The organism is Sinorhizobium numidicum (assembly GCF_029892045.1).
GTDB classification, from domain to species: Bacteria; Pseudomonadota; Alphaproteobacteria; order Rhizobiales; family Rhizobiaceae; genus Sinorhizobium; species Sinorhizobium numidicum.
The window spans coordinates 1,746,779-1,768,398 of sequence record NZ_CP120367.1 but is presented as its reverse complement, the minus strand read 5'-3'; the positions used below and the strand labels follow the sequence as shown (position 1 = coordinate 1,768,398).

At 59.8% G+C, this 21,620-nt stretch carries 16 protein-coding genes and 1 pseudogene; 10 read left to right on the top strand and 7 right to left on the bottom strand.

Translation table 11 applies throughout. The features are described from left to right. Nucleotides 1-167: 167 nt before the first annotated feature. Nucleotides 168-833: a TetR/AcrR family transcriptional regulator gene (locus PYH37_RS08440; protein ID WP_280732446.1), complete on the bottom strand. Its 666-nt coding sequence runs from the start codon at nucleotides 831-833 to the stop codon at nucleotides 168-170. Nucleotides 834-1,244: 411 nt separating this feature from the next. Between PYH37_RS08440 and PYH37_RS08435 the strand changes: the two genes are divergently transcribed. The 6 genes from PYH37_RS08435 to PYH37_RS08410 all read left to right on the top strand — a co-directional run bounded on the left by PYH37_RS08435 (nucleotide 1,245) and on the right by PYH37_RS08410 (nucleotide 8,591). Next, nucleotides 1,245-1,808, top strand: a complete 564-nt coding sequence (locus PYH37_RS08435; RefSeq protein ID WP_280730975.1) for a TRAP transporter small permease — start codon at nucleotides 1,245-1,247, stop codon at nucleotides 1,806-1,808. A 10-nt stretch (nucleotides 1,809-1,818) separates the two neighbouring features. After that, entirely contained in the window at nucleotides 1,819-3,099 is a 1,281-nt protein-coding gene (locus tag PYH37_RS08430; protein WP_280730974.1) for a TRAP transporter large permease subunit, read from the top strand. Between the two features lie 77 nt (nucleotides 3,100-3,176). After that, a complete protein-coding gene (locus tag PYH37_RS08425) occupies nucleotides 3,177-4,187 on the top strand; it encodes a TRAP transporter substrate-binding protein (protein ID WP_280732445.1) in 1,011 nt (336 codons plus the stop codon). Between the two features lie 70 nt (nucleotides 4,188-4,257). After that, on the top strand, nucleotides 4,258-5,118 hold the full coding sequence (locus tag PYH37_RS08420) for a shikimate dehydrogenase (RefSeq protein WP_280730973.1): 861 nt from the start codon (nucleotides 4,258-4,260) through the stop codon (nucleotides 5,116-5,118). A gap of 48 nt (nucleotides 5,119-5,166) precedes the next feature. Next, entirely contained in the window at nucleotides 5,167-7,056 is a 1,890-nt protein-coding gene (locus PYH37_RS08415) for a bifunctional sugar phosphate isomerase/epimerase/4-hydroxyphenylpyruvate dioxygenase family protein (protein WP_280730972.1), read from the top strand. Between the two features lie 200 nt (nucleotides 7,057-7,256). After that, complete coding sequence (locus tag PYH37_RS08410; RefSeq protein WP_280730971.1) at nucleotides 7,257-8,591, top strand: mechanosensitive ion channel family protein; 1,335 nt, start codon at nucleotides 7,257-7,259, stop codon at nucleotides 8,589-8,591. On the opposite strand, the pseudogene PYH37_RS08405 reads toward PYH37_RS08410, so the two are convergent. Further along, a pseudogene (locus PYH37_RS08405) lies at nucleotides 8,540-9,957 on the bottom strand (aminotransferase-like domain-containing protein). The gene PYH37_RS08410 and the pseudogene PYH37_RS08405 overlap by 52 nt on opposite strands. Before the next feature lie 79 nt (nucleotides 9,958-10,036). On the opposite strand from PYH37_RS08405, the gene PYH37_RS08400 reads away from it, so the two are divergent. Next, on the top strand, nucleotides 10,037-10,900 hold the full coding sequence (locus PYH37_RS08400; protein ID WP_280730970.1) for a DMT family transporter: 864 nt from the start codon (nucleotides 10,037-10,039) through the stop codon (nucleotides 10,898-10,900). Nucleotides 10,901-10,921: 21 nt separating this feature from the next. Here PYH37_RS08400 and PYH37_RS08395 read toward each other — a convergent pair whose 3' ends face one another. Beyond that, nucleotides 10,922-12,076 (bottom strand): RHE_PE00001 family protein, encoded by a 1,155-nt coding sequence (locus PYH37_RS08395; protein WP_280730969.1) that lies wholly within the window; start codon nucleotides 12,074-12,076, stop codon nucleotides 10,922-10,924. Nucleotides 12,077-12,692: 616 nt separating this feature from the next. Between PYH37_RS08395 and PYH37_RS08390 the strand changes: the two genes are divergently transcribed. Further along, nucleotides 12,693-12,929: a hypothetical protein gene (locus tag PYH37_RS08390; RefSeq protein WP_280730968.1), complete on the top strand. Its 237-nt coding sequence runs from the start codon at nucleotides 12,693-12,695 to the stop codon at nucleotides 12,927-12,929. Nucleotides 12,930-14,140: 1,211 nt separating this feature from the next. Here the strand turns inward: PYH37_RS08390 and repC are convergent. The 4 genes from repC to PYH37_RS08370 all read right to left on the bottom strand — a co-directional run bounded on the left by repC (nucleotide 14,141) and on the right by PYH37_RS08370 (nucleotide 18,658). After that, nucleotides 14,141-15,451, bottom strand: coding sequence for a plasmid replication protein RepC (gene repC, locus PYH37_RS08385; protein ID WP_280730967.1), 1,311 nt, complete (start codon nucleotides 15,449-15,451; stop codon nucleotides 14,141-14,143). 156 nt (nucleotides 15,452-15,607) lie between these two features. Then, the gene (gene repB, locus PYH37_RS08380) at nucleotides 15,608-16,612 is read right to left on the bottom strand and encodes a plasmid partitioning protein RepB (protein WP_280730966.1); all 1,005 of its coding nucleotides are present in this window, start codon (nucleotides 16,610-16,612) and stop codon (nucleotides 15,608-15,610) included. A gap of 3 nt (nucleotides 16,613-16,615) precedes the next feature. Next, nucleotides 16,616-17,809 carry a plasmid partitioning protein RepA gene (gene repA, locus PYH37_RS08375; RefSeq protein ID WP_425336081.1) on the bottom strand — a complete coding sequence of 398 codons (1,194 nt, stop codon included), beginning with the start codon at nucleotides 17,807-17,809 and terminating at the stop codon, nucleotides 16,616-16,618. Nucleotides 17,810-18,409: 600 nt separating this feature from the next. Next, a complete protein-coding gene (locus PYH37_RS08370) occupies nucleotides 18,410-18,658 on the bottom strand; it encodes a hypothetical protein (protein ID WP_280730964.1) in 249 nt (82 codons plus the stop codon). Here PYH37_RS08370 and hutC point away from each other — a divergent pair. Both hutC and PYH37_RS08360 read left to right on the top strand, forming a co-directional pair. Further along, nucleotides 18,617-19,324 carry a histidine utilization transcriptional repressor HutC gene (hutC, locus tag PYH37_RS08365; protein ID WP_280732444.1) on the top strand — a complete coding sequence of 236 codons (708 nt, stop codon included), beginning with the start codon at nucleotides 18,617-18,619 and terminating at the stop codon, nucleotides 19,322-19,324. The two genes, PYH37_RS08370 and hutC, sit on opposite strands and share 42 nt — an antisense overlap. Nucleotides 19,325-19,550: 226 nt before the next feature. Beyond that, the gene (locus PYH37_RS08360; protein ID WP_280730963.1) at nucleotides 19,551-21,509 is read left to right on the top strand and encodes an elongation factor G; all 1,959 of its coding nucleotides are present in this window, start codon (nucleotides 19,551-19,553) and stop codon (nucleotides 21,507-21,509) included. Nucleotides 21,510-21,620 lie beyond the last annotated feature (111 nt).

Sequence of the window (21,620 nt, the reverse complement as noted above, 5' to 3'; positions counted from 1 at the left end):
CAGCCCCGCCCCTCCACCGGTGCGGGGCTGCTGCTATTTTGAAGCGTACATTGCATGTTTCCTCAAATCGGAGCCGATTTTGAGGATCAAAACATGCAGCAACTTAAAGTGCTAATAGCGAGCTTTGTGCGTCTGAAAGGACGCCGGCGCTGTAGTTCTTCGCGCAATCAGGCTGGGACGGCACCGCCTGTGTCCACGCATTTCAGATAGCTGATCACCGCGTCGGCGATCATCGTGCGGTGGCGTTCCATGGTCGCCGGTTCCGAGAGGTCGCGGCGAAAGATCGTGCCAAATGTGTAGCGGTTGGAAACGCGGAAGAAGCAGAAGGCGCTGATCAGCATGTGCACGTCGATCGGATCGGCCTTGCGGCGGAAGGTACCGTCGGCGATCCCACGCTCGATGATGGCCTCGATCATCTGGATCACCGAGACATTGAGGTCGCGGATTGCTTCCGAGCGCAGCATATGCGCCGCGTGGTGGATGTTTTCGATGCTGACCAGCCGAACAAAGTCGGGGTTGGCTTCATCATGGTCGAAGGTGGTTGCGATCAGCGTGCGAAGCGCCTTCTCCGGCGGCAAGTTGGCGAGTTCCAGATCGGCCTCCAGCGTCCGGATCTTGCGATAGGAACGCTCAAGGACCGCGAGGTACAGGGCTTCCTTGCTGCCGAAGTAATAGTAGATCATCCGCTTCGACGTGCGGGTGCGTTCGGCGATGGCATCGACCCTTGCGCCCGCCAGCCCGTGCGTGGAAAATTCCTCGGTGGCGACCGCCAGAATGTCTTCCTGGGTCCTTTGCGGGTCGTTCTTCCTGCCGTTTCCCTGCCGTTCCGCCATTTCCCGCGTGTTGCCCCGCTCTTCCACAAGCCCTTGTTCCGCCGAACGACTGCATGATTTTGTCCCTTAAATCGGAACAGATTTACGAGACAAAATCACGCAGCAATTTCAAAGTGCTACAACGCCGCGCGTCTGATGAGACGCGCGGCGCTGTAATTTCCGGAAGAGACGGCGTCGAGTCGATCATCTTTCCCAGGTGATGCATCAAGACATATTCGCCTTGCCTATTCCTTTCAATAGAAACGGGAGTTGACTTTCGAACTAGTTAGTACATTTTAATAGACACAATAGCCGGACGTGCGGAGGAGCGCGAGGCCGGCTAACGGGCGACCGCCCGGCACACGGAGGAGAGAGCTTGCGGCGAGCGTGCCTCAACGGCGCTTGCGCTTGCCTGTCGCTTGGGAGGAGCGAATGACCCGCGCCATCGAATTCTGTTTCATCGCACTGAAAGCGGCCATCGCCCTGCTGCTCGCCGGAATGGTCGTGCTCGTTTTCGGCAATGTCGTCCTGCGCTATGCCTTCAACCAGGGCATCACCTATTCGGAAGAACTGTCCCGCATCTTCTTTGTCTGGCTCACCTTTCTCGGCGCCGTCGTGGCGCTGCGCGAGCACGGGCATCTTGGCCTTGACTCGGTATTGAAGCGGCTGCCGGCAACCAGCGCCAAGACCGCCGCGCTCGCCGGTCATATTCTCATGTTGTTGGCGACGTGGCTGATGATCAGTGGCAGCTGGTCTCAGACGCTCATCAACCTTCACGTCGCAGCGCCTGCGACCGGTATTTCCATGGCCTTCTTCTACGGCGCAGGCCTCGCCTTCGGCATCCCCGCCTTCATCATCATCCTTTGGGATGCGATCGGCATTCTTACCGGACGGATCGATATCTCCACCGCCGATCTCGTAGCCGAGACCGAGGAAATGGCGGCAGGCATCGATCACGCCGAACCCGCCCTCGGCCATTCGATCGCGAAGCAGTGAGGGCTGGACAATGACCGTTTCGATCTTTCTCGGTGCGCTTCTTGGGCCGATGGCGCTTGGCGTACCCATTGCCTTTGCCCTCATCATCAGCGGCGTCGCACTAATGCTCTATCTCGGCATATACGATGCGCAGATCGTGGCGCAGAACGTGCTCAACGGAGCAGACAGCTTCCCGCTAATGGCCGTTCCCTTCTTCATGCTCGCAGGCGAGGTGATGAACGCCGGCGGCCTTTCACGGCGCATTGTCAATCTCGCGATGGTCATGGTCGGCCATATTCGAGGAGGGCTCGGCTTCGTCGCGATCTTCGCCGCTTGCGTTATGGCAAGCCTCTCGGGCTCGGCAGTCGCGGATGCGGCAGCACTCGGCGCCCTGCTTCTGCCGATGATGCTGAAATCGGGCCATGATCCGGCCCGCGCCGGCGGTCTGCTCGCCTCCGCTTCGATCATCGGGCCGATCATCCCACCGTCGATCGGCTTTATCCTCTTCGGCGTCGTCGGCGGTGTGTCGATCACCAAGCTGTTTCTCGCCGGCATCTTCCCCGGCCTGATGATCGGGCTGGCGCTCTGCATCACCTGGCTCATGCTCGTGCGCAAGGATAACGTTTCACTGCCGCCGCGGCAGAGCGGTGCGGTCCGGCTCAAGGCTTTCGGCGAAAGCATCTGGGCGCTCCTCTTGCCGGTGATCATTATCGTCGGCCTCAAGTTCGGCGTGTTCACGCCGACCGAGGCAGGCGTCGTCGCCGCCGTTTATTCGCTCTTCGTCGCCATGGTCATCTATCGCGAACTGCCGCCGGCGAAGCTTTTCCACGTGTTCGTCGCCGCCGCGAAGATCACCGCAGTTGTGATGTTCCTGGTCGCAGCCGCCGCAGTCTCCGCCTGGCTGATCACTGTTGCGGATGTTCCCGGCGAGCTCGCCCGCGTGCTCGAGCCGCTGATGGGCAACCCGACGCTGCTGATGTTCGCGATCATGGTGCTCGTCGTCGTTATCGGCACGGCGATGGACATGACACCGACGATCCTGGTCATGACGCCGGTGCTGATGCCGATCGTCAAGCAAGCAGGCATCGACCCGGTCTATTTCGGCGTGTTGTTCATCATCAACAATTCGATCGGTTTGATCACGCCGCCGGTGGGTACGGTACTGAACGTCATTTGCGGTGTTTCGAAATTGTCGATGGAAGACCTGATGAAGGGCGTCATGCCCTTCCTGATCGCCGAACTCGTCGTCCTCATTCTGCTCGTCCTGTTTCCTTCGCTGGTCATGGTGCCGGCGGGATGGTTCGGGCGATGAAGCAAATACTGCCCGCGCGGGGAGTGCGGGAGATCAACCGGCCGGAGGAGAAGACCGGCCAAACACGGGAGGAAATGATGTTGAACAAATTCAGCAAACTGGCGCTCGGCTTCGCGCTGGCGCTCGCCATCGCGGGACCGGCCGCCGCCGAAATTCGCGAGCAGACGATCAAGTTCGCCGCAGCCAACAACAAGGGTCACCCGCAAGTGACCGGCATGGAAAAATTCGCCGAGCTCGTCGATCAAAAAAGTGGTGGCAAGATCGAGGTAAAGCTCTTCCCGGGCGGAACGCTCGGCGGCGATGTCCAGACTGTTTCGGCGCTCCAGGGCGGCGTGATCGAGATGACCGTGCTGAACGCCGGCATTCTCGCCGGCAACGTCAAACAGTTCGGCGCCGTCGACCTTCCTTTTCTTTTCAACAGCGGTGAAGAGGCCGACAAGGTCATGGATGGCCCCTTCGGCACCAGTCTGATGGAGCTTCTGCCCGACACCGGGCTGGTCGGGCTCGCCTATTGGGAACTCGGCTTCCGTAATCTCACAAACAATCGCCATCCGGTGACCAAACTCGAAGACATCAAGGGGCTGAAGATCCGTACGATCCAGTCTCCGATCCCGATCGAACTCTTCAACGCTCTTGGAGCTAATGCCGTGCCGCTGCCCTACACCGAGCTCTATACCGCGCTCGAAACGGGAACCGTCGATGGGCAGGAAAACCCGGCCGCCAACATTGTCAATGCCAAGTTCTACGAAGTGCAGAAATACATGACCGTCACCCGTCACCAGTACAACCCGCAGATCGTGCTGATCAGCAAGAAATTCTGGGACGGCCTTAGCGACGAGGAAAAAGCGGTCCTGCAGTCGGCGGCAGCCGAAGCCCGTGATTTCCAGCGAAAGGTCTCGCGCGAAAAGGACACGGCGGCGCTTGAGGAAATCCGCCAGACAGGCATGGAGGTCACTGAGCTCAGCCCGGAAGAAACGCAGAGGCTGCGCGATGCCGTCAAGCCGATGATCGAGAAGTTCAGCGCCGAGATCGGCACGGAAACGGTGACCGCACTGTTCAAGGAAATCGGCGCCGTGCGCGGCCAGTAAAAATCAGCGCAAGTCCGGTCCGCCTCCCGAGGTGGCGGATCGGCCTTCCGAACTAGGTGGGCCAGAAATCATGACCGAAACACTTGTGAGACCTTTGAAGGCCGGCCTGATCGGCGCGGGCATTCAGTCGTCGCTCACACCGGCGATGCATATGACCGAAGGTGCGGCGCAGGGTCTCCGCTACGAATATGAACTGATCGATCTCAACGCCCTGGCAGCGACAGAAAGAGACTTGGGACATCTGCTGGCCGAGGCGGAACGGCGCGGTTTTGCTGGTCTCAATATAACTCATCCCTGCAAGCAGGCGGTAATCCCTCACCTCGATGAACTCGCCCCCGAAGCGCGGCAACTCGGCGCCGTCAACACAGTGGTGTTTAAGGGCGGGCGGCGTTACGGCCATAATACGGACTGGTGGGGTTTTGCCGAGGGTTTCCGCCGCGGGCTGCCGGATGCCGACCTCTCTTCGGCAGTGCAGCTGGGCGCCGGCGGAGCGGGCGCCGCGACGGCTTTTGCCGCGCTTTCGCTCGGTCTGCGGCACCTTGCCGTATTCGACCGCGAACATGAACGGGCGTTATCTCTGGCCCGAATGCTCGCCGGCCAATTCCCCGATGCGCACGTTGCAGCCGGGGCGGATCTGGCCGAGGCTATGCGAGGATCGGCCGGGCTCATCCACGCGACGCCGACCGGCATGGCAAAATATCCGGGACTGCCGCTCGAAGCCGAGTTCCTGGAGCCGCGCCACTGGGTCGCCGAGATCGTCTATTTCCCGCTCGAAACGGCACTGCTCAAAGAAGCGCGAAGACGCCGCTGCCGCACGCTCGACGGCGGCGGCATGGCCGTGTTCCAGGCCGTTGGCGCTTTTCGTCTATTTACCGGGCTCGAGCCCGACGCAACCCGGATGCTCAGCCATTTTAAGGCGATGACCGGCTGACGATCCGACTCGTTCTGCGAACTTGCACAGCCCAACGAGGGTAAGACCATGAAAACCTCGATAGCGACAGTTTCCTTGAGCGGTGATCTTAGAGACAAGCTGCGTGCGATCGCCAAGGCCGGCTTCGACGGTGTCGAAATCTTCGAGAATGACTTCCTCGCCTTCGACGAAAGTCCGCGCGAGGTCGGAAAGATGGTGCGTGACTTCGGCCTCGACATCAGCCTCTTCCAGCCGTTTCGGGATTTCGAGGGCATGCCGGAACCGCTGCGGGCGCGGACGTTCGACAGGGCCGAACGAAAGTTCGACCTCATGCAGGAGCTCGGCACCGACCTCGTCCTCGTTTGTTCCAATGTCTCGCCGGCAGCGCTCGGCGGCATCGACCGGGCGGCAGCGGATTTCCGAGAGCTCGGCGAACGCGCGGCAAAAAGAGGATTGCGGGTGGGTTATGAGGCGCTCGCCTGGGGCCGTCACATCAACGATCATCGCGACGCCTGGGAGATCGTCCGGCGCGCCGATCATCCGAATATCGGCCTGATCCTCGACAGCTTCCACACGCTTGCGCGCAAGATCGACGTCAATTCGATCCGCTCGATCCCCAAGGAGAAGATCTTCATCGTCCAGCTCGCCGACGCTCCGCTGATCGATATGGACCTACTCTATTGGAGCCGGCACTTCCGCAACATGCCGGGCGAAGGCGATCTTCCGCTCAAGGACTTCATGCGAGCGGTGGCGGCCACCGGCTATGACGACTATTTGTCGCTCGAAATCTTCAACGACCAGTTTCGCGGCGGCAACGCCAACGCCATTGCAGTCGATGGATACCGCTCTCTGATCTACCTTGGAGATCAGGTTAGACGTGCCGAACCGGATATCCGCCTTTCGGTACCGGAGATGCCGGCGCGGATCGAGGTCAGCGGCGTGGCCTTCGTCGAGTTTACCGCCTCCGAGGAGGAAGCGAGCGACCTCGAAACGCTGATACGCACGATCGGCTTCCGCAAAACGGCACGGCACAGGACCAAGCGCGTCGCGCTTTATCGGCAGGGCGACATCAACCTAGTCATCAACACCGAGCACGAAGGTTTCGCCAGCGCCTCCTATCTGGTGCATGGCACCTCGGCCTACGCCTTCGGCCTATGGGTCGAAGACGCGGCGGCGACCGCAGAAAGGGCGCGGGTCCTCGGCGCCGAGCCCTTCGGCCAGGCGGTGGGACCGGGAGAACTCCTGGTCCCGGCGATCCACGGCGTCGGGGGAGGCATCATCTATTTCCTCGATAAGAAGTCCGAGCTGGCGCGCATTTGGGAGATCGAGTTCGAACCGGCAGCGGACGACGGGCCATCGATGCCGGCCGGGCTCACCGCCATCGATCACATCGCCCAGACCGTCAGATACGAGGAAATGCTGACCTGGCTGCTCTTCTACACGTCCTTGCTGGAGACGCATAAGACACCGATGGTCGACATTATCGATCCTGCCGGCGTCGTCCGAAGCCAGGTCGTGGAGAACGAGCAGGGAACCTTGCGCTTCACGCTGAATGGTGCCGAGAACCGCAACACGCTCGCCGGCCATTTCATTGCGGAAACCTTCGGCTCCGGCGTGCAGCACCTCGCCTTCGCCACGGACGATATCTTCGCGACCGCGGAAGCTTTGCGCTCGAACGGGTTCCGAGCGCTATCGATCTCGCCGAACTATTACGACGATGTCGAGGCCCGCTTCGGGCTGGACGCTCAGCTGGTCGAGCGATTGAAAAGCGAGAACATCCTCTACGACCGCGACGAGAGCGGCGAATATTTCCAGCTTTATAGCCCCACCTATGGCGAAGGTTTCTTCTTCGAAATCACTGAGCGCCGCGGTTATCGCGGCTATGGTGCCGCCAACGCCATCTTCCGCATCGCGGCGCTGAGGAAGCAGTTAAGGCCCGAGGGCCTGCCGAAGGTATAGCTCCGTTTCCGGGTTCGGTGGCTATCCGAGCGACTTGCCCTTGACGTGCGGCATTTGAACAAAACCGCTGCCCTACTGGTTAGAGTGTCGTGCGTCGCTGTCGGACGTACAAAGCGCTGTAGCTGCATGTTTTCTTAGGTCGACTCCGTCGACTCCGATTTCGGGAAATATGCAGCGGAGAATTCGCGAAGAGAAAGACGATGGATTTCGTCGATGCCCTCAACGCTGCCGGATCTTGGCTGCAGACTTTCCTTCTCAACGAGTGGACGCTCTATCAGTCTGCCCTGATCGTCATCGGTTATCTTATATCCGGTCTTCTGGCAAAGCGGATAGAGCCGGCATTGGAGTCTCGCGCGCGCACCATCAAGGGAAATCCGGATCTTCTACGCGTCATCATCGCTTTCATGCGGCGACTGCGCTGGCTCTTCCTGATTGTGTGGCTATGGATAGCGGATGTGGTCCTGCTGCGATTTGGATGGCCTTCCTACCGATGGTTGGTCGCTACAGCCCTCACTCTCGTTGCCGCCTGGTTCGTTATCGCGGTACTCACACGCATTATTAGAAACCAGATGCTGGCGCGTGTCGTTGCCGTCGCTGGCTGGCTCTACTTTGCACTTTACGCGCTCGGGTTGGATCGCCCGGTTCTGACGACGCTCGATAGTATTGCCGTCAATCTCGGTGCTGTCCGCCTTTCTCTGTTGCTTGCCCTGAAGGCCGTCATCCTTGCCGCCGCGCTGATCTGGCTCGCCGTTCTGATCGGCAACATGTCGTCCAATTGGATACAGAAGTCCGCCGATCTCACGCCGTCCTTGAAGGTCCTCATCAGCAAACTGATCAAGATTGCGCTCATCGTAATTGCGGGCACAATTGCCCTCTCTGCCACAGGCATCGACCTGACAGCACTTACGGTCTTTTCGGGCGCAGTTGGTGTCGGCATCGGTTTTGGCCTGCAAAAGGTCGTCTCCAACTTCATATCCGGGATAATTATCCTTCTCGATAAATCCATTAAACCCGGCGATACGATTACGCTTGGTGAGACCTTTGGCTCGATCCGCGACCTGCGCTCCCGCTTCGTCTCGGTCATCACCAGAGACGGCAAGGAGTACCTCATTCCGAACGAAGACTTTATTTCTCAGCAGGTCGTGAACTGGTCGTTTTCAAGCGACTATGTCCGCATCGAGGTCAGTTTCGGAACCTCCTATGACAGCGATCCGCACGAGGTTGCCCGCATCGCGATCGCAGCCGCCAAATCCATCCCGCGGGTCGCCAGCGCCTACGCTCCACCGGTTTGCTGGATGACGCGCTTCGGCGAATCATCGCTCGATTTCAAATTGCGGTTCTGGATCTCCGATCCGAGCAACGGACTTACGAACATTCGCGGAGAAGTGCTGATGGCTCTCTGGGACGCGTTCAAGGCAGCCGGTATCTCGATCCCCTACCCGCATCGCGAGATCATCATGAAGACGCCGGTCGAGGTACCGGCTCAGGACGAGCCTATGAGTGACGCGAGTTCTCTGAACAGGCGTTCGTCCTGACACTGCGCCACATTGAACCGCAGGAAGCCGCTTGCGGTTTGCGCGTGGCTGAATGCGTTGCCGGGGGCAAGCACGATATTTCTATCGAGAGCCTTTCTCGCGAGATCCGCCGCATCGATGCCGTCTGGCAGCCGGCACCACAGGAACATGCCGGCCTGATCCAAGGCGTAATCCCGATCTTCTTGAGCCGTGCGGTCGTGTCCTCCATCGCCCGCGCCAGGCGCTGGCGAAGTACCTCTATATGCTTGCGATAGCTGCCGTCTTTGAGCAACGTCAGCACAAGCTCGGCGGCAAATCCGGGCCCGCCGAAGCTGGTGGCGATCTTGAGGTCCGTCAGCGGTTCGGTCCAGTCGCGCGGCGCCGTGATGAAGCCGCAGCGCACCGCCGCCGAAAGGGACTTCGAGAAGCTGCCGATATGCACGACGCGCTCGAGCCCGTCGAAGGCAGCGAGCCGCGGCGCCGGTGTATGCTCGAAATCGGCGAAGATGTCGTCCTCGATGATTGTCAGGCCAGACTGGTCCGCAAGCTTGAGCAGTCGATGCGCGATGAGCGGCGACAGCGTCGCTCCGGTCGGATTGTGGAGAGCGGAATTGGTAATGTAGAGACGCGGCCGATGCTCGTTGAGCGCCTGGGCGAATAGGTCGATGTCCGGTCCCGACGGCGTGTAGGGTATCCCGACGATTCTTGCCTGATGCGCCCTGAGAAGCGCATGAAAATTGAAATAGCAAGGATCGTCGACGAGCACAGTATCGCCCGGCTCCAGGAGAAAGCGGCAAAGAAGGTCGATTGCCTGTGTGCCCGACTCCGTCAGCATGACCTGGTCCGGTGAAGCCTCGATTCCGTGCTGTGTCATGCGGCGTGCCAGTAGCTGCCGCAGCGGCAGCAGTCCGAGCGGCGAGCCATAGTCGACCAGGCTGGCCTGATCGCCGCGCGCAACCGTCCGCAAGGCACGCCGCAATGCTTCTTGCGGCATCCATGACGGCGGGAGCCAGCCGCAACCAGGCTTCAGGACGTCGCTCCCCGCCTCGAGCGCCTGACGGGAGACCCACAGCGGATCGATCTCCCGGTCCACCCTCGAACCGATCTCGGCAAGCGACAATGGCGCAAGCGGAGCGGCAACGAAGAAGCCGGAGCCAAGCCTCGAGCGGATCAAGCCTTCGGCGGCAAGCCTCTCATAGGCCTCGACCACGGTTGACTTGGATACCTGCATGGCGGCGGCAAAGGATCGGATCGACGGCAACCTCGCGCCAGGTGTCAGGATCCGTCCGGAGATCCGGTTTCTAACCATCGCCATCACCCTGGCGATCAGCGTCTCCCCCGTGGCGTCTATCGTCTGCGGCCTCATCCGTACTGGCTTTCTGTGCATGCAGTTCTTCGAAGCTGTACCTCAGTGTATCTGGAAGAACCATCCGCTTCGTCCGATACGGATAAAAAAGGAGCATCGGATGGACAAGACGGCGAGCGGTTGGATAAACGGATTGTTGGGCGTGATGATTTTCAGCGGATCGCTGCCTGCAACGCGGATCGCGGTGATGGATTTCGATCCGGTCTTCCTGACCGTCGCCCGTGCGGCGATCGCCGGCACGCTGGCGCTGTGCCTGCTGCTCGCTTTCCGCGAGCGCCGGCCCCATCGCGACGACCTCTTTTCGCTGAGCCTGGTGTCGCTCGGAGTCGTCCTCGGCTTTCCCCTGTTGACGGCGCTGGCGCTCCAGCATGTGACGTCCGCCCACTCGATCGTCTTCGTCGGGCTCCTCCCATTGGCGACCGCAATCTTCGGCGTGCTTAGGGGCGGCGAACGGCCGCGCCCGGTATTCTGGCTGTTCTCCGGGATCGGCAGCGCCATCGTCGCCGGCTTCGCGCTGACGCAGGGCTTTTCGGCGTCGCTGAAAGGCGATCTTCTGATGCTCGCCGCCATCATCGTCTGCGGCCTTGGCTATGCCGAGGGCGCCACCCTGTCGCGCAAGCTCGGCGGCTGGCAGGTAATCTCCTGGGCACTCGTCCTGTCACTTCCGATCATGATGGGTCTGACGCTCTTTACCATGCCGGGAAATTTCGAACGTTTGAGTGCCGTTTCCTGGCTCGGCCTCGGCTACGTATCCGTCTTCAGCATGCTGATCGGCTTCATCTTCTGGTACCGCGGTCTTGCGCAAGGCGGCATTCTCGCGGTCGGTCAACTGCAATTGCTGCAGCCCTTTTTCGGTCTCGCGCTAGCAGCGACATTGTTGGGCGAAACGGTTAGCTGGACCATGTTGACGGCGACCCTTGCGATCGTCGCCTGCGTTGCCGGCGCGAAGAAGTTCGCCGGATAAGCAGCGCTCTCATCGTCTTGGCTAAAGTACGCCCCAACCGCGATAGCGTCCCCTGCCCGTCATTTCGCGTACGCCGAGCTCCCGCACCAGATTGAGTGCGCCGCGCGGCGTGACACCGACGTGCCGAGCGATGAGCGCGGTCGACACAATCGGCCGCGAGAGGACCAGGTCGATCAAACCGGGCAAGTTGCTGTTCGAGCGACGATCCCTGATCCGCATCTCCATCTGCGTTTTCGCAAGCGACAGCCGGTCGAGTTCTTTCATGCCAAGCTCGGCCGTCGCCGACATCGCCTCGAGAAAGGCATTGAGCCGTGTCAGCCGGTCCTTCGATCTCCGGCGCTCGTGCCGGATCGTCTTAAGCCCCGTGTTGAATGCCAGGATATGAGAGGCGACTTTGCCGCGCGAGCGCAGGTAGGTCCCGACAAGAAGGGAACCGAGCCAGTGCTGACGACGCAGCGGCTCTATTCCCTCCCAAGCTTCGAACAAGATCGCAGCACCGAGACAGGCCGGTAACTGATCGGCCCCTGTCAGTACAGCGCGCCAGGCATCGAGCCTCGCGCCCTCATCCCATTCCTCATCAAAGAGCAGGCCGAGCTGCCCCGTGGCTTCCGGTCTCACCTTCTGCGCCAGCGAGGATGCCGGTTCCGTTTCGGCAATGCTGCCGGCATGAATATCCAGCAATCTCTGAGACCGCGCCATTGCCGCATCGAGTTCGGCAAACTCGCCGGCGAGCGGATTCTCATCAGCGCCTTCCGTCGTCTCCGGCGGCTGCAAGTCATCAGGACCAGGGGTTGACAGTTCCAGATCCTCGTTCTTCACGGCAGCGGTACCGTGCTCGCCGCGCAACACGTTCAACCCGGCAGCCGACAGGGCCCAACCTGGCTCCGCCAGCTCCAGCCGCCTGCGGACGCGCAAGACCGCGTGTGCGATGGTCAACTCATGCGAAGGAGCGCGCGCATCCATGTGCGAATCATGTAGGACGAGGTCCTCGACATGGACCAGCTCGCCCGCAACCCACAGGGCTGCAGCCGCATCGAAGAACTGTCCGCGCTCGCGAAAGCCCTCGGCGACGGCGTGCCGTGCGGCTCGTTCATCGAGACGGGCGAGGCTGTCTTCCGCCGCGATCAAGGCCGGCAACAGCGTCGGGTGAAGCGGATCTGGAATTTCGTATCTCACTTTAAAGATGAAGCATTCGTGGCGAAACGGAAGGTAACACGCAATTTCGTTCCGTCACAGGTCCGGCGAGCTTTTCCACCATAATGCAGGGAGCTGTGCTGAATTTCAGCACGGCCCAAACTGTTGACAGCTGTCAACAGTGGCAGCGACTTCAAAATGCAGCGCGCTTTTAACTCGAGGGTGCCGCGAGGACGCGCTGCCGGGTGGCCCACGCGGATCGCCTGCCGCGTTGACAGCCGTCAACTTGCATCGCGCGCCGGTCTGTTAAGCCGATTACGAAGGCTATGACAGGTTGAGACTTTGCCGGCGAAATGAAGTCATAGTGAGCGCCGTGCAACGCCGCAGGACTTCCTGTTTGAAGACGGCTGGAACTATCAGAAATCGAAGCGTCTGCGAACCTTCCTCGCTTAATCGAATTCAGAGCCGCGGCGGCCGATGCCGCAGCGAAGCTGAACCTCGCGTCGTTGTGCATGGTGATAGACGAGAAAAGGCAGCGACGATGGCACGCTTTCTGGCGCCGCTCGACATCATAAAGATTCTGGTAAGCACCATAGGCATCTGGTCCGAGGCACGGTTCTGGGGGGCTCAGCTCTGGGGGCTCAGCTCGGGAAATTGAGTGGACCCGGTGCTGTTTCTTGATCTGGACTTGCTGATCATGGGATCGCCCGATGACTTTTTCGAAATAGGCGGCCTGAACGACCTGATTATGGCCCGCAACCTGGCCACGCCGCTGGAGCGGCTCGGCGGAACCTTGCTGTTCCGCTTTCCGGTCGGCACTGGTTTCTTGCAGGCGAAGTTCCGCGCCGATCCGCACTGCATTTCCGGCAGCATTGCCGCTGGCTTTTTGCGGTGAACTATTTCTTGGCCCTGCGTCTGCCCGCGGACGACCGGCTCGTTCTTTCCCCACGCGGTCTGCTGCCGCAACTCGCAACCGACCGGTAGTTTCGCTTCAAGGCGTGGTCCGCGACACCGCTCGGCCATATCCGGGGGGCCTATTCTCATCTGACCGGAGGGAGAAAGAGCCGTTACGCTACTTGCCGCATTACATCCGCCCGAGCCTATGGGTGGCCGAACGTTGGCGGGAGTAATTTGTTTCCTGAACGAGGCCGTGTTGACAGCTGTCAACGGATGGCGGCGCTCCCTATGTCTTCCCGTTTGAGCATCGAACCTGGCGCCGCCAAAACATCTCCGTTCAGTGCGGCCACTGGAAATCATGACCGGCCAAGCCGGTCTCCGCACAGCCTCAGCTACAGCGGCAGTTTTCAGACACACAAAGGTCCGTGCCGATACGAAAACGAGTCATCTCTTCGACTTTCTTGATGCACCTATCCTTGCGGTCGCCGCAGGCGTGTTGGGTTTAGACGGAGGCAACGCGCCGTTTCCCTGCCATGCGCATGAGCAATACTCCGCAATCTCGAAGAGAATCGCCGAAGGCGGACGTGGCGCTCGAAGTCCCGGAAGCGGCTCGCGTGGCGGTGACGCTGAACGCGCTTGCGCCCGCTTCTGGATCATCTTTCGTCCAGTAGCGCCGGCCCGTTGATCCGAGCCGCCGCCTCGTTCACAAGCCTGAGCTTTCAAGCATGGTTTTGCCACGCGTTGACAGCTGTCAACAAGGATGGAGGGAGAGGCACTTCAAAGTGCGAGAGCCGTTTTTACGCGTCAGGATACACTCTCAAGCGCTGCCGCGTGCCGTACCATGGTAATGCGTTGCACGGCCTTTGGCTGCTAGCCATTTTGTTCAGAATTTGTCGGGTCCGAGTGGCGGAAACTATCCGCCAGATAACTTCCGCATCGCGGTTGAAACGGCTTATTCGCCAATGACTTACGATAGCGCGGAATTGTTAAGGAAACGACACGAAGTCAGGCGCTCTGGCGAATCCGCAGAGCCCAAGTTTGCGATATTTGCGGCTCCAAAGCAATAGCTGGGCTCTCGTCACCCCACGCCTTCCCTGGTCGATATCGGATGATCACGCTCGGTATTCAAAGCAGTAATCGCCTCAGCAGCTCTCTTGTGCCAAGCTTTGGCAGAGCCGCCTTCCCTCGTCGGTCGGCACGGCTTTCCATCTAGCCTGTGAAAGCAATGCCTTCCGCCCTCGCCCGACTTAGCGCGCCTAGCATTGCCGCAATCGAAAACTCCTGTCGCTTTGCCCGTCGCGTGAGATCGCGAAGATAGCCGCCTGGGGAGTTTATTTGATCGGCCCTTTCAAGAATGCAGGCGATAACGGCCGCGGCACTCTCATACCCCAGAACGGAGCAGGCTTCCTCATAGGCGTCCGAACTGACATCGAGCATCGAGCGAACGACGATTGCTGCGGTTAGCAAGTCTTTCCAGCTCGAAATGCGACCGGCCGGGGCATAATCCGCAATTTGCGGGCAAGCTTTGAGAACCATAGGCAACGGGATCTGGCGGCCGAGCCGTGCGGCGGTCAGCGGCGGCGGGAGGCGGCCAGCGAGAGATTGCGGTTGTTCGCTGCTCGAGCTTTCTCTTCGATCCGGTGACGTCGCAGCGGAATTTGGATCTTGCGTGATACGGTTTTTCGAAACGGTCTCCTCGCCTATTCCTAAGCACCGTTCAGATTCAGAAAGAGAGTCTGGTTGTGTATTCTGTATGTGGCATCCATTCCGGCGGTCATTGGTGGCCATTTTTTTGGAATTCAATAAGTTTTCCAACTGATTGGCGAGATCTTCACGGATAAGCGCGAGCTTTTCGAAGACCGCCTCGTTTTCGGCTAGCGACGTCTTGCGCGGCAAGAGTGCAGCATGCTCCTGATAATGCTGTTGCTGTGCTTGCCAATCGCGCTCCGGGGCGGCTTCCCGGAAGAGCTCGAGAAGCTTGGCGATGTCCCTCCGGCAGAGGCTCAATCTTTCACGCACGAGCCGTAGATGTTGCCGTTCGGCCGCAAGTTCTGCGGCGGCGGCCTTGAACTCTTGGGCTCGTGCGATGAGCGGGGAGAGGTCGAAGCCGAAAGCTTCGCCAACCGCGCCGTTGCGGCCCCGACGGGCATAACGCTTGCCGTTCGGACTGTCGCGTCGCAGGATCAGGCCCGTTTCGACGAGGCAGGCGAGATGCCGGCGCAATGTCGTGCCGGCCATGCCATGTGCGCGAAGCGAGAGCTGAGCATTGGACGGGAAAACGACAAGGCCGTTCTCTTTAGAAAGGTCCGCACCCGGATAAAAACTCAACAATGCGTTCAGCACCGCGAGCGATCGATCGGAGACGCCGACGACCGTCTTTGCTTCGCACAGCAAGCGGAACAGTTTCCACTTGTCGATCGACTGCTCCGGCTGGATATTGCCGGCGATGACTTGGCTTGCGAGCATGCCAAACGTCATCGCCCGCCGCCCAAAGGGCGTCGCCACACTTCCACGTTCCATTCTTCTTCACCTTATTCAAGGCAAAAGAAAACCGTTCGCCGAAACGACGTCAAAAACTCTTGACACTGATTCGCGGAAATGGGATTCTCTAGTTGCTACACGAGAGAAGGGTTTCCGCAGCGCTAGTCGTTCGGAAGCCTTTTTCTTTTGCTCTGTTTAATCTCCTGTTTCCTGCTGATATTCGAAGTACAGAGATTCCAGTCTCTGCCTCACGAAATCTCCAAAACCCGGTGCAACCTTCTTGTTGAAGGCGAGGGTCGTCTCCGATTCGGTCTCGCGGATGCGCACGGTGCGTGTCGTACCAGGTGCAGACCAGGCCTCAACCTTTGCGCGCTCCTTGGAGACGCTTAGGAAATCGAATAGTTTCTCAAAGCGTTGATCGCTGTCCATCGCTGAAAACTCGGCCTGTTGCGCATAGCCGAGCGCCTTTGGCCGATTGCCATCACGCTCGAGAAGATCGGCCATTTCCATCCAGCGTCTTCGGCCGAAGGAGGGCGCCGCGCCGACGGCTTCGATCACCGCCACCGGCAATCGGCGCACGATCGTGATCATTTTCGAAAGTGCCGCCTTGTCGACCCCGAGCGAGGACATGATGATTTCACGCGAGAAGCCGCGATCCTCCAGCCGTGTGGCGAACAGCGAGCGCTCGATGAAGGAAAGATCCGTGCGGGTATTGTTTTCCTGCCCCTGCGAGATGACGAGTTGTTCGTCGCTGAGGTTGCGGATGACGGCCTTGACCTTGCCGCCGATCTCGCGGAGCGCCGCAAGTCGTCGATGGCCATAGGCAACCTGATAGCGCTCCTTGGCCGTCGGGTGCGGCCTGACGAGGATCGGCACCTGTTGTCCGTGGTCCCGGATCTGCTGAACCAGGGCCGCTTGCGCTTCGACGGTGACGCCAAGCCGGTCGACCACGAAGGACGCGTCGATCAGCGACGGTTCTAATTCGACGATTGCATGACCTTCGGCAAGTTGGCGCTCGAGCTCCTGTGCGCGCTCCACCTTCTGAGTAATGTTCGACAGGGATTTCGTGATCCCGCCAACTGCACCGCCGGGTCGCTGGCTCGGCGCGAACCCGGCGATCGGGCGACCAACGACCGGGCGCTCCGCATCGATCGGGAGGGCAGGGTTGTCGGAAATGCCGATCAGGTTCTTGCGCGCCATCTACTACTTCCTTCCCCAGACCTTGCGGATCATGTCTTCAATCTCCGCATTGACGAGCGAGAGCGAATCCATTGCTCGGTCGTAGGTTCCGCGTATGAATTGGGAGCGCTCAACCTCGTAGAGCGTCTGCTTGGTGACGCCGGCATCGGAAATTGCGGTCGACTTCACCATAGCGTTCTGAAGCATGCGGTTGCCGAAGATCGCCCGCATGAAACCTGTCATTTGGCTTTGCGGACCGTCATTCGGCTCGAAGCGCGTCACGAGATAGCGCATCCAGTCGTAGCTGGTGCGCCCGCCTGCTTTCTCGACCACGCTCATGAGTTCGCTCGTCATGGATAGAAACTGGGACATCGACATGACGTCGAGCATTTGCGGATGCACGGTGATGAGGACGGAGGTGGCTGCGCAGAGCGCCGACATGGTAAGAAAGCCGAGCTGCGGAGGGCAGTCGATAACGACGATATCGTAGAACCCCTCGACTTCCGAAAGCGCCTCGCCGATCCTGGCGAAGAACAGTGTTTCCGCAGAGCCATCTATCATCGCCTTCGGTGTCTCGTGTTCGAACTCCATCAGTTCGAGGTTGCCGGGGATGAGATGAAGATTGGCCGTGTACGTCGAGCGAACGATGTCTCCCACCGGGCGCGGATCCTCGTAACGAATGGCGCCATAAAGCGTTTCCGCCTCGCCTACGTCGAGTTCCGGCTGATGACCGAAGAGCGCCGACAGCGAAGCCTGGGGGTCGAGATCGACCGCCAGTACGCGATAGCCTCGCAAAGCGAGGTATTGGGAGAGATGGGCCGAGGTCGTCGTCTTGCCCGACCCGCCCTTGAAATTCATGACCGAGACAACCTGCAGCTTTTCGCCCGCACGGCGATGCGGAATGTATTTTCCGGTCTTGCCGCCCTCGTCAAGGACCCGGCGGATACGATCGATGTCCTCGACCGCGTACATGCGCCGGCCATTTGACAGCGGTTGCGGACCATGGCCTTCTGACGCGATCTGGCGCAGATAGCCTTCGCCGATTCCGATGAAGGCGGCCGCCTCCGCCGGACTGAACAACCGCATGGTTTTCTGCGCAGTTGGAGAGAAGATTTTCTTCTGGTGTTCCTGAAGTTGATGGGCGAGTTCCTGAGCGTCAGCAGACAGCAGGGATGGCAAATGTTCCCGCTCCTCAAGACCCTGGATTCTCTGCTGCAACATCCCCGTCTCCAAAAAACTGCGCAAAAGTGGGCAATCAGAACCGATCTGCGCAGATATACTATGCGCCGATTCGTTGCCAATTTACAAACGCTTAACAAAAAGTCCCTTTATGCCACTCGCAGGTCGCAAGTTACCTGACTCGTGTTGACAGTTGTCCGCGGACAACTGTCTGTGTGCGATTGTGAAGCGGTTGTCCGCGGACAACCCGAATAGCGCTCCGTTGCTCGGGGAGGCTTCGGAGCAGCGAAGGCAAGGGGAGAGCGCAGCGGCAGACGAGCGCCACTACACTACAATGCCGTGCGTCTTCTCAGATGCGCTCGCACCAGCGGCTGCGGATGGCGGCGAAAGGAGCCAGAAGCATAACGACAATGCAGGGATTTAAAACCGACAATTAGCACATAAAAATGGTAGACTATTGCCTGCGAGCCCGATCACGGCAAGATTGTGTTCGAGAGAGCCAAGAGGGAGAAGGGTACGGAATGTTCTGCCTTGGTGACATGACCCTTGGCCTTCGTCGGCGCAGGATTTAGCGGAAAACGGCGAACACGAGCGCGAGCAGGAATGGGCACGCGCCTTTCTGACGCCCTGGTATCTCATTTATTGAGAAAAAGATGCTTCACGCGCAGGCGTCCAAGCGGGCGAATCGATTTCGACGGCATTCATCGTCATGGAAATCCCTGAGCTGCCGGCACGAGGGCTGTCGCCGTGGATGGAAATGGGTAAGCTACGGGCCAGGTTATCAGCGAGGATCCCGCCATTTCCAACAATCATCCTTCCAAAGAGGAAAACCGACAGGAGCAGCCGCTGTCGCTGCATCAGAGAATTCTGAGCGAGGTCGAGGGCCATATCCTTTCGGGCGATTGGCCTCCAGGCTACCGAATTCCCTTCGAGCATGAACTGACGGAGCAATATGGCTGCTCCCGCATGACCGTGAACAAGGCGCTTTCCGAACTCGTCAAGCGCGGATTGATCGAGCGTCGGCGCAAATCCGGCAGCTACGTCACCTTTCCGCAGGTCCAATCTGCGGTGATGGCGATTCACGACGTGAAGCTCGAGGTGCAGTCGCTCGGCCTTGATTACATCTATCGCCTTGACGCTCGAACGGTCCGCAAAGTTGGCGCCGGCGATTCCGGACGCATCGATCTGCCAAAGTCATCGAGGCTTCTCGACATCACCTGCCGCCATTTTGCCGGCGGCCGGGGCTTTTGTCTTGAAGAGCGGTTGATCAGCCTTTCGGCGGTGCCGGAAGCCGAAGCGGAGCCCTTTGACATCGTCGCGCCAGGATCATGGCTGCTCGGCAAAGTGCCCTGGAGTACCGCCGAACACCGGATCAGAGCCGTGGCGGCAAGCCGTCAGGCGGCCCACGCGCTGGGCATTGGTGTCGGAGCACCTTGTCTCGTGATCGACCGGAGGACATGGAGCGGCGGCGCACCGGTCACGAGCGTGCGGCTGACCTATCCTGGCGACCGCCACGAGCTGGTTGCCGAATTTGCGCCGAGTTCGATGGGATAAACTGCGTTGCGCGCACACAACTGCACGAAAGCCGTCGGTTCCGACGCTTCGAAAAAAGTCCTTGTCTTCCGCACAAGGGAAACGTGGCCGCGAGAAAACAAAAAAATCACTGGCGCTTTGCGCTACCGACAGCGCCTTAAATCGGTTCCGATTGAAGGACCCATGCAGGAGGGGCATCTTGGTGGTAGGGTAGGGACGTGTCATCTTGGCAGAGGGAGGAACGCCGATGCGCTGCTTTACGGTACTTGGTCCTTCGCAGATCGGAAAATCCACGCTCGTGGAAAGGTTGGGTTCGCTGGAGGGCGAGCCTAAAAAATCAGTTTCTCCATATGGATTATGCGTCACCGAATTTGAATTCGGCGGTGAAGCCTGGTGCGCGCTCGATATGGCCGGAAATACCGAGGCACTCCCGCATGCACAGAACGCGCTTCTCGCCAGCGATGCCTGCGTGCTCTGCGTTTCGCCAGTTTTAGACGAGGCGGTTCTTGCCGCGCCTTATCTGCGCGCGATCGAGGCCTCCGGCACGCCCTGCATCCTGTTCGTAAACCGCATAGACGAGCCACGAGGGCGGCTAAGGGACGTCGTGGCCGCCCTTCAGGACTATTCAACCCGTCCACTGGTCATCCGGCAGATTCCGATCCGGGAAGGCGACAAGATCATCGGCAGTTGCGACCTGATCTCGGAGCGCGCCTGGCGCTATCGGGAGGGTCAGACATCCGCGTTATTCGAAATCCCGGCGAGCGCGATGGAGCGCGAGCACGAGGCGCGCACGGAACTCTTGGAGCATCTTTCGGAGTTCGACGACTGGCTATTGGAGGAGCTCATCGAGGACCGCGAACCGACCAGCGATGCCATCTACAAGATCTCGACGCGGGTCTTGAACGAAAACAAGATCATCCCGGTGCTTTTCGGTGCAGCAAGCCACAGCAACGGCATTTTAAGATTGATGAAGGCCCTTCGCCATGACGCACCGCGCGTCGATGCGCTCCGAAAACGCCTTGCCGCGGCCGCCGGTATCGATGACGCCTCGCTGGCGGCCGTCAGTTTTCATGCTCATTATCGCCAGAATATCGGTAAGACGGTTCTGCTTCGCGCCCTACAGAACGGCGTAAAGCAGGGGGCTACGTTGGCTGGCGCCAACCTGGGGTCGCTCCAGGATGCTGCTACCGGGCGTCCGGCAACAGGTGCACCGGTGCCGGGGCAGGTCGTTGCGGCAGTCAAATCCGATCATCTCGCGGTCCCGTCTCTCCTGACGGCCAATGCCGCGGTCGCGCCGCCCGCGTGGATCACGCCGCCGACGCCGATGCTTGAGCGGATCCTCGTGCCGGAAAGCGAGCGCGACGAGACGAAGCTCTCCGAAACACTCGCGAAACTATCCGAAACGGATCGCGGTCTGAAGGTCATGCAGGAGGAGGGAACTGGCGCGCAGCTTGTCTGCGCCCAGGGTCCGGTGCACTTGCGCGATCTTTGCAAGACACTGTTTGAGGTCTTCCACGTTGAGGTCACCGAGCGACCACCGAGCCCTGTCTACCGAGAGACCATATCGAAATCGTCGGACGTTCACTATCGCCATCGCAAGCAGACGGGCGGCGCGGGTCAGTTCGCGGACGTCAAACTGACGGTCCACCCGAACGGGCGGGGCGAAGGCTTCTCGTTCGCCGAAACGGTCAAAGGCGGCGCGGTTCCGCGGAATTTCATACCGGCCGTCGAAACCGGTGCCCGCGAGGCGATGCAAAAGGGTCCCTTGGGATTTCAGGTTATCGATGTCGGCGTGACGCTGACCGATGGCCAGCATCATTCCGTCGACAGTTCCGAATACGCCTTTCGAACGGCTGGGAAACTCGGCGTGCGACAGGCTCTTTCGCAGGCCTCCTCGGTTTTGATGCAACCCATCTTCCGTGTCGAGATCCATGTTCCGTCGATTTATTCCGGCAGCCTTGTGCCAATCGTATCGACCCTTAAGGGCCAGGTACTCGGCTTCGACCGGGATGAGGCTGCGAAGGGATGGGACATCTTCCGCGCGCTCCTCCCCGGTAGCGTGCTGGATGATCTGGCGCGGACGCTCAGATCCGCAACGCAAGGGATTGGCTATTTTTCCAAGACTTTCGATCATTTCGAGGAACTCTACGGCAAGGAAGCGCAGACCATCATTCATGCGCATGGCGCCCATGCCAACGAGCAATGAGCGCTGCGATACCGTTTAAGTGCGTGAGTGCTGACGTAATCGATGAGGCCCTCAAGTGACGCCGTTTGGCGACGGCTTGGGTAAAAGAAGCAGCGCGGACGTCGGCGACCA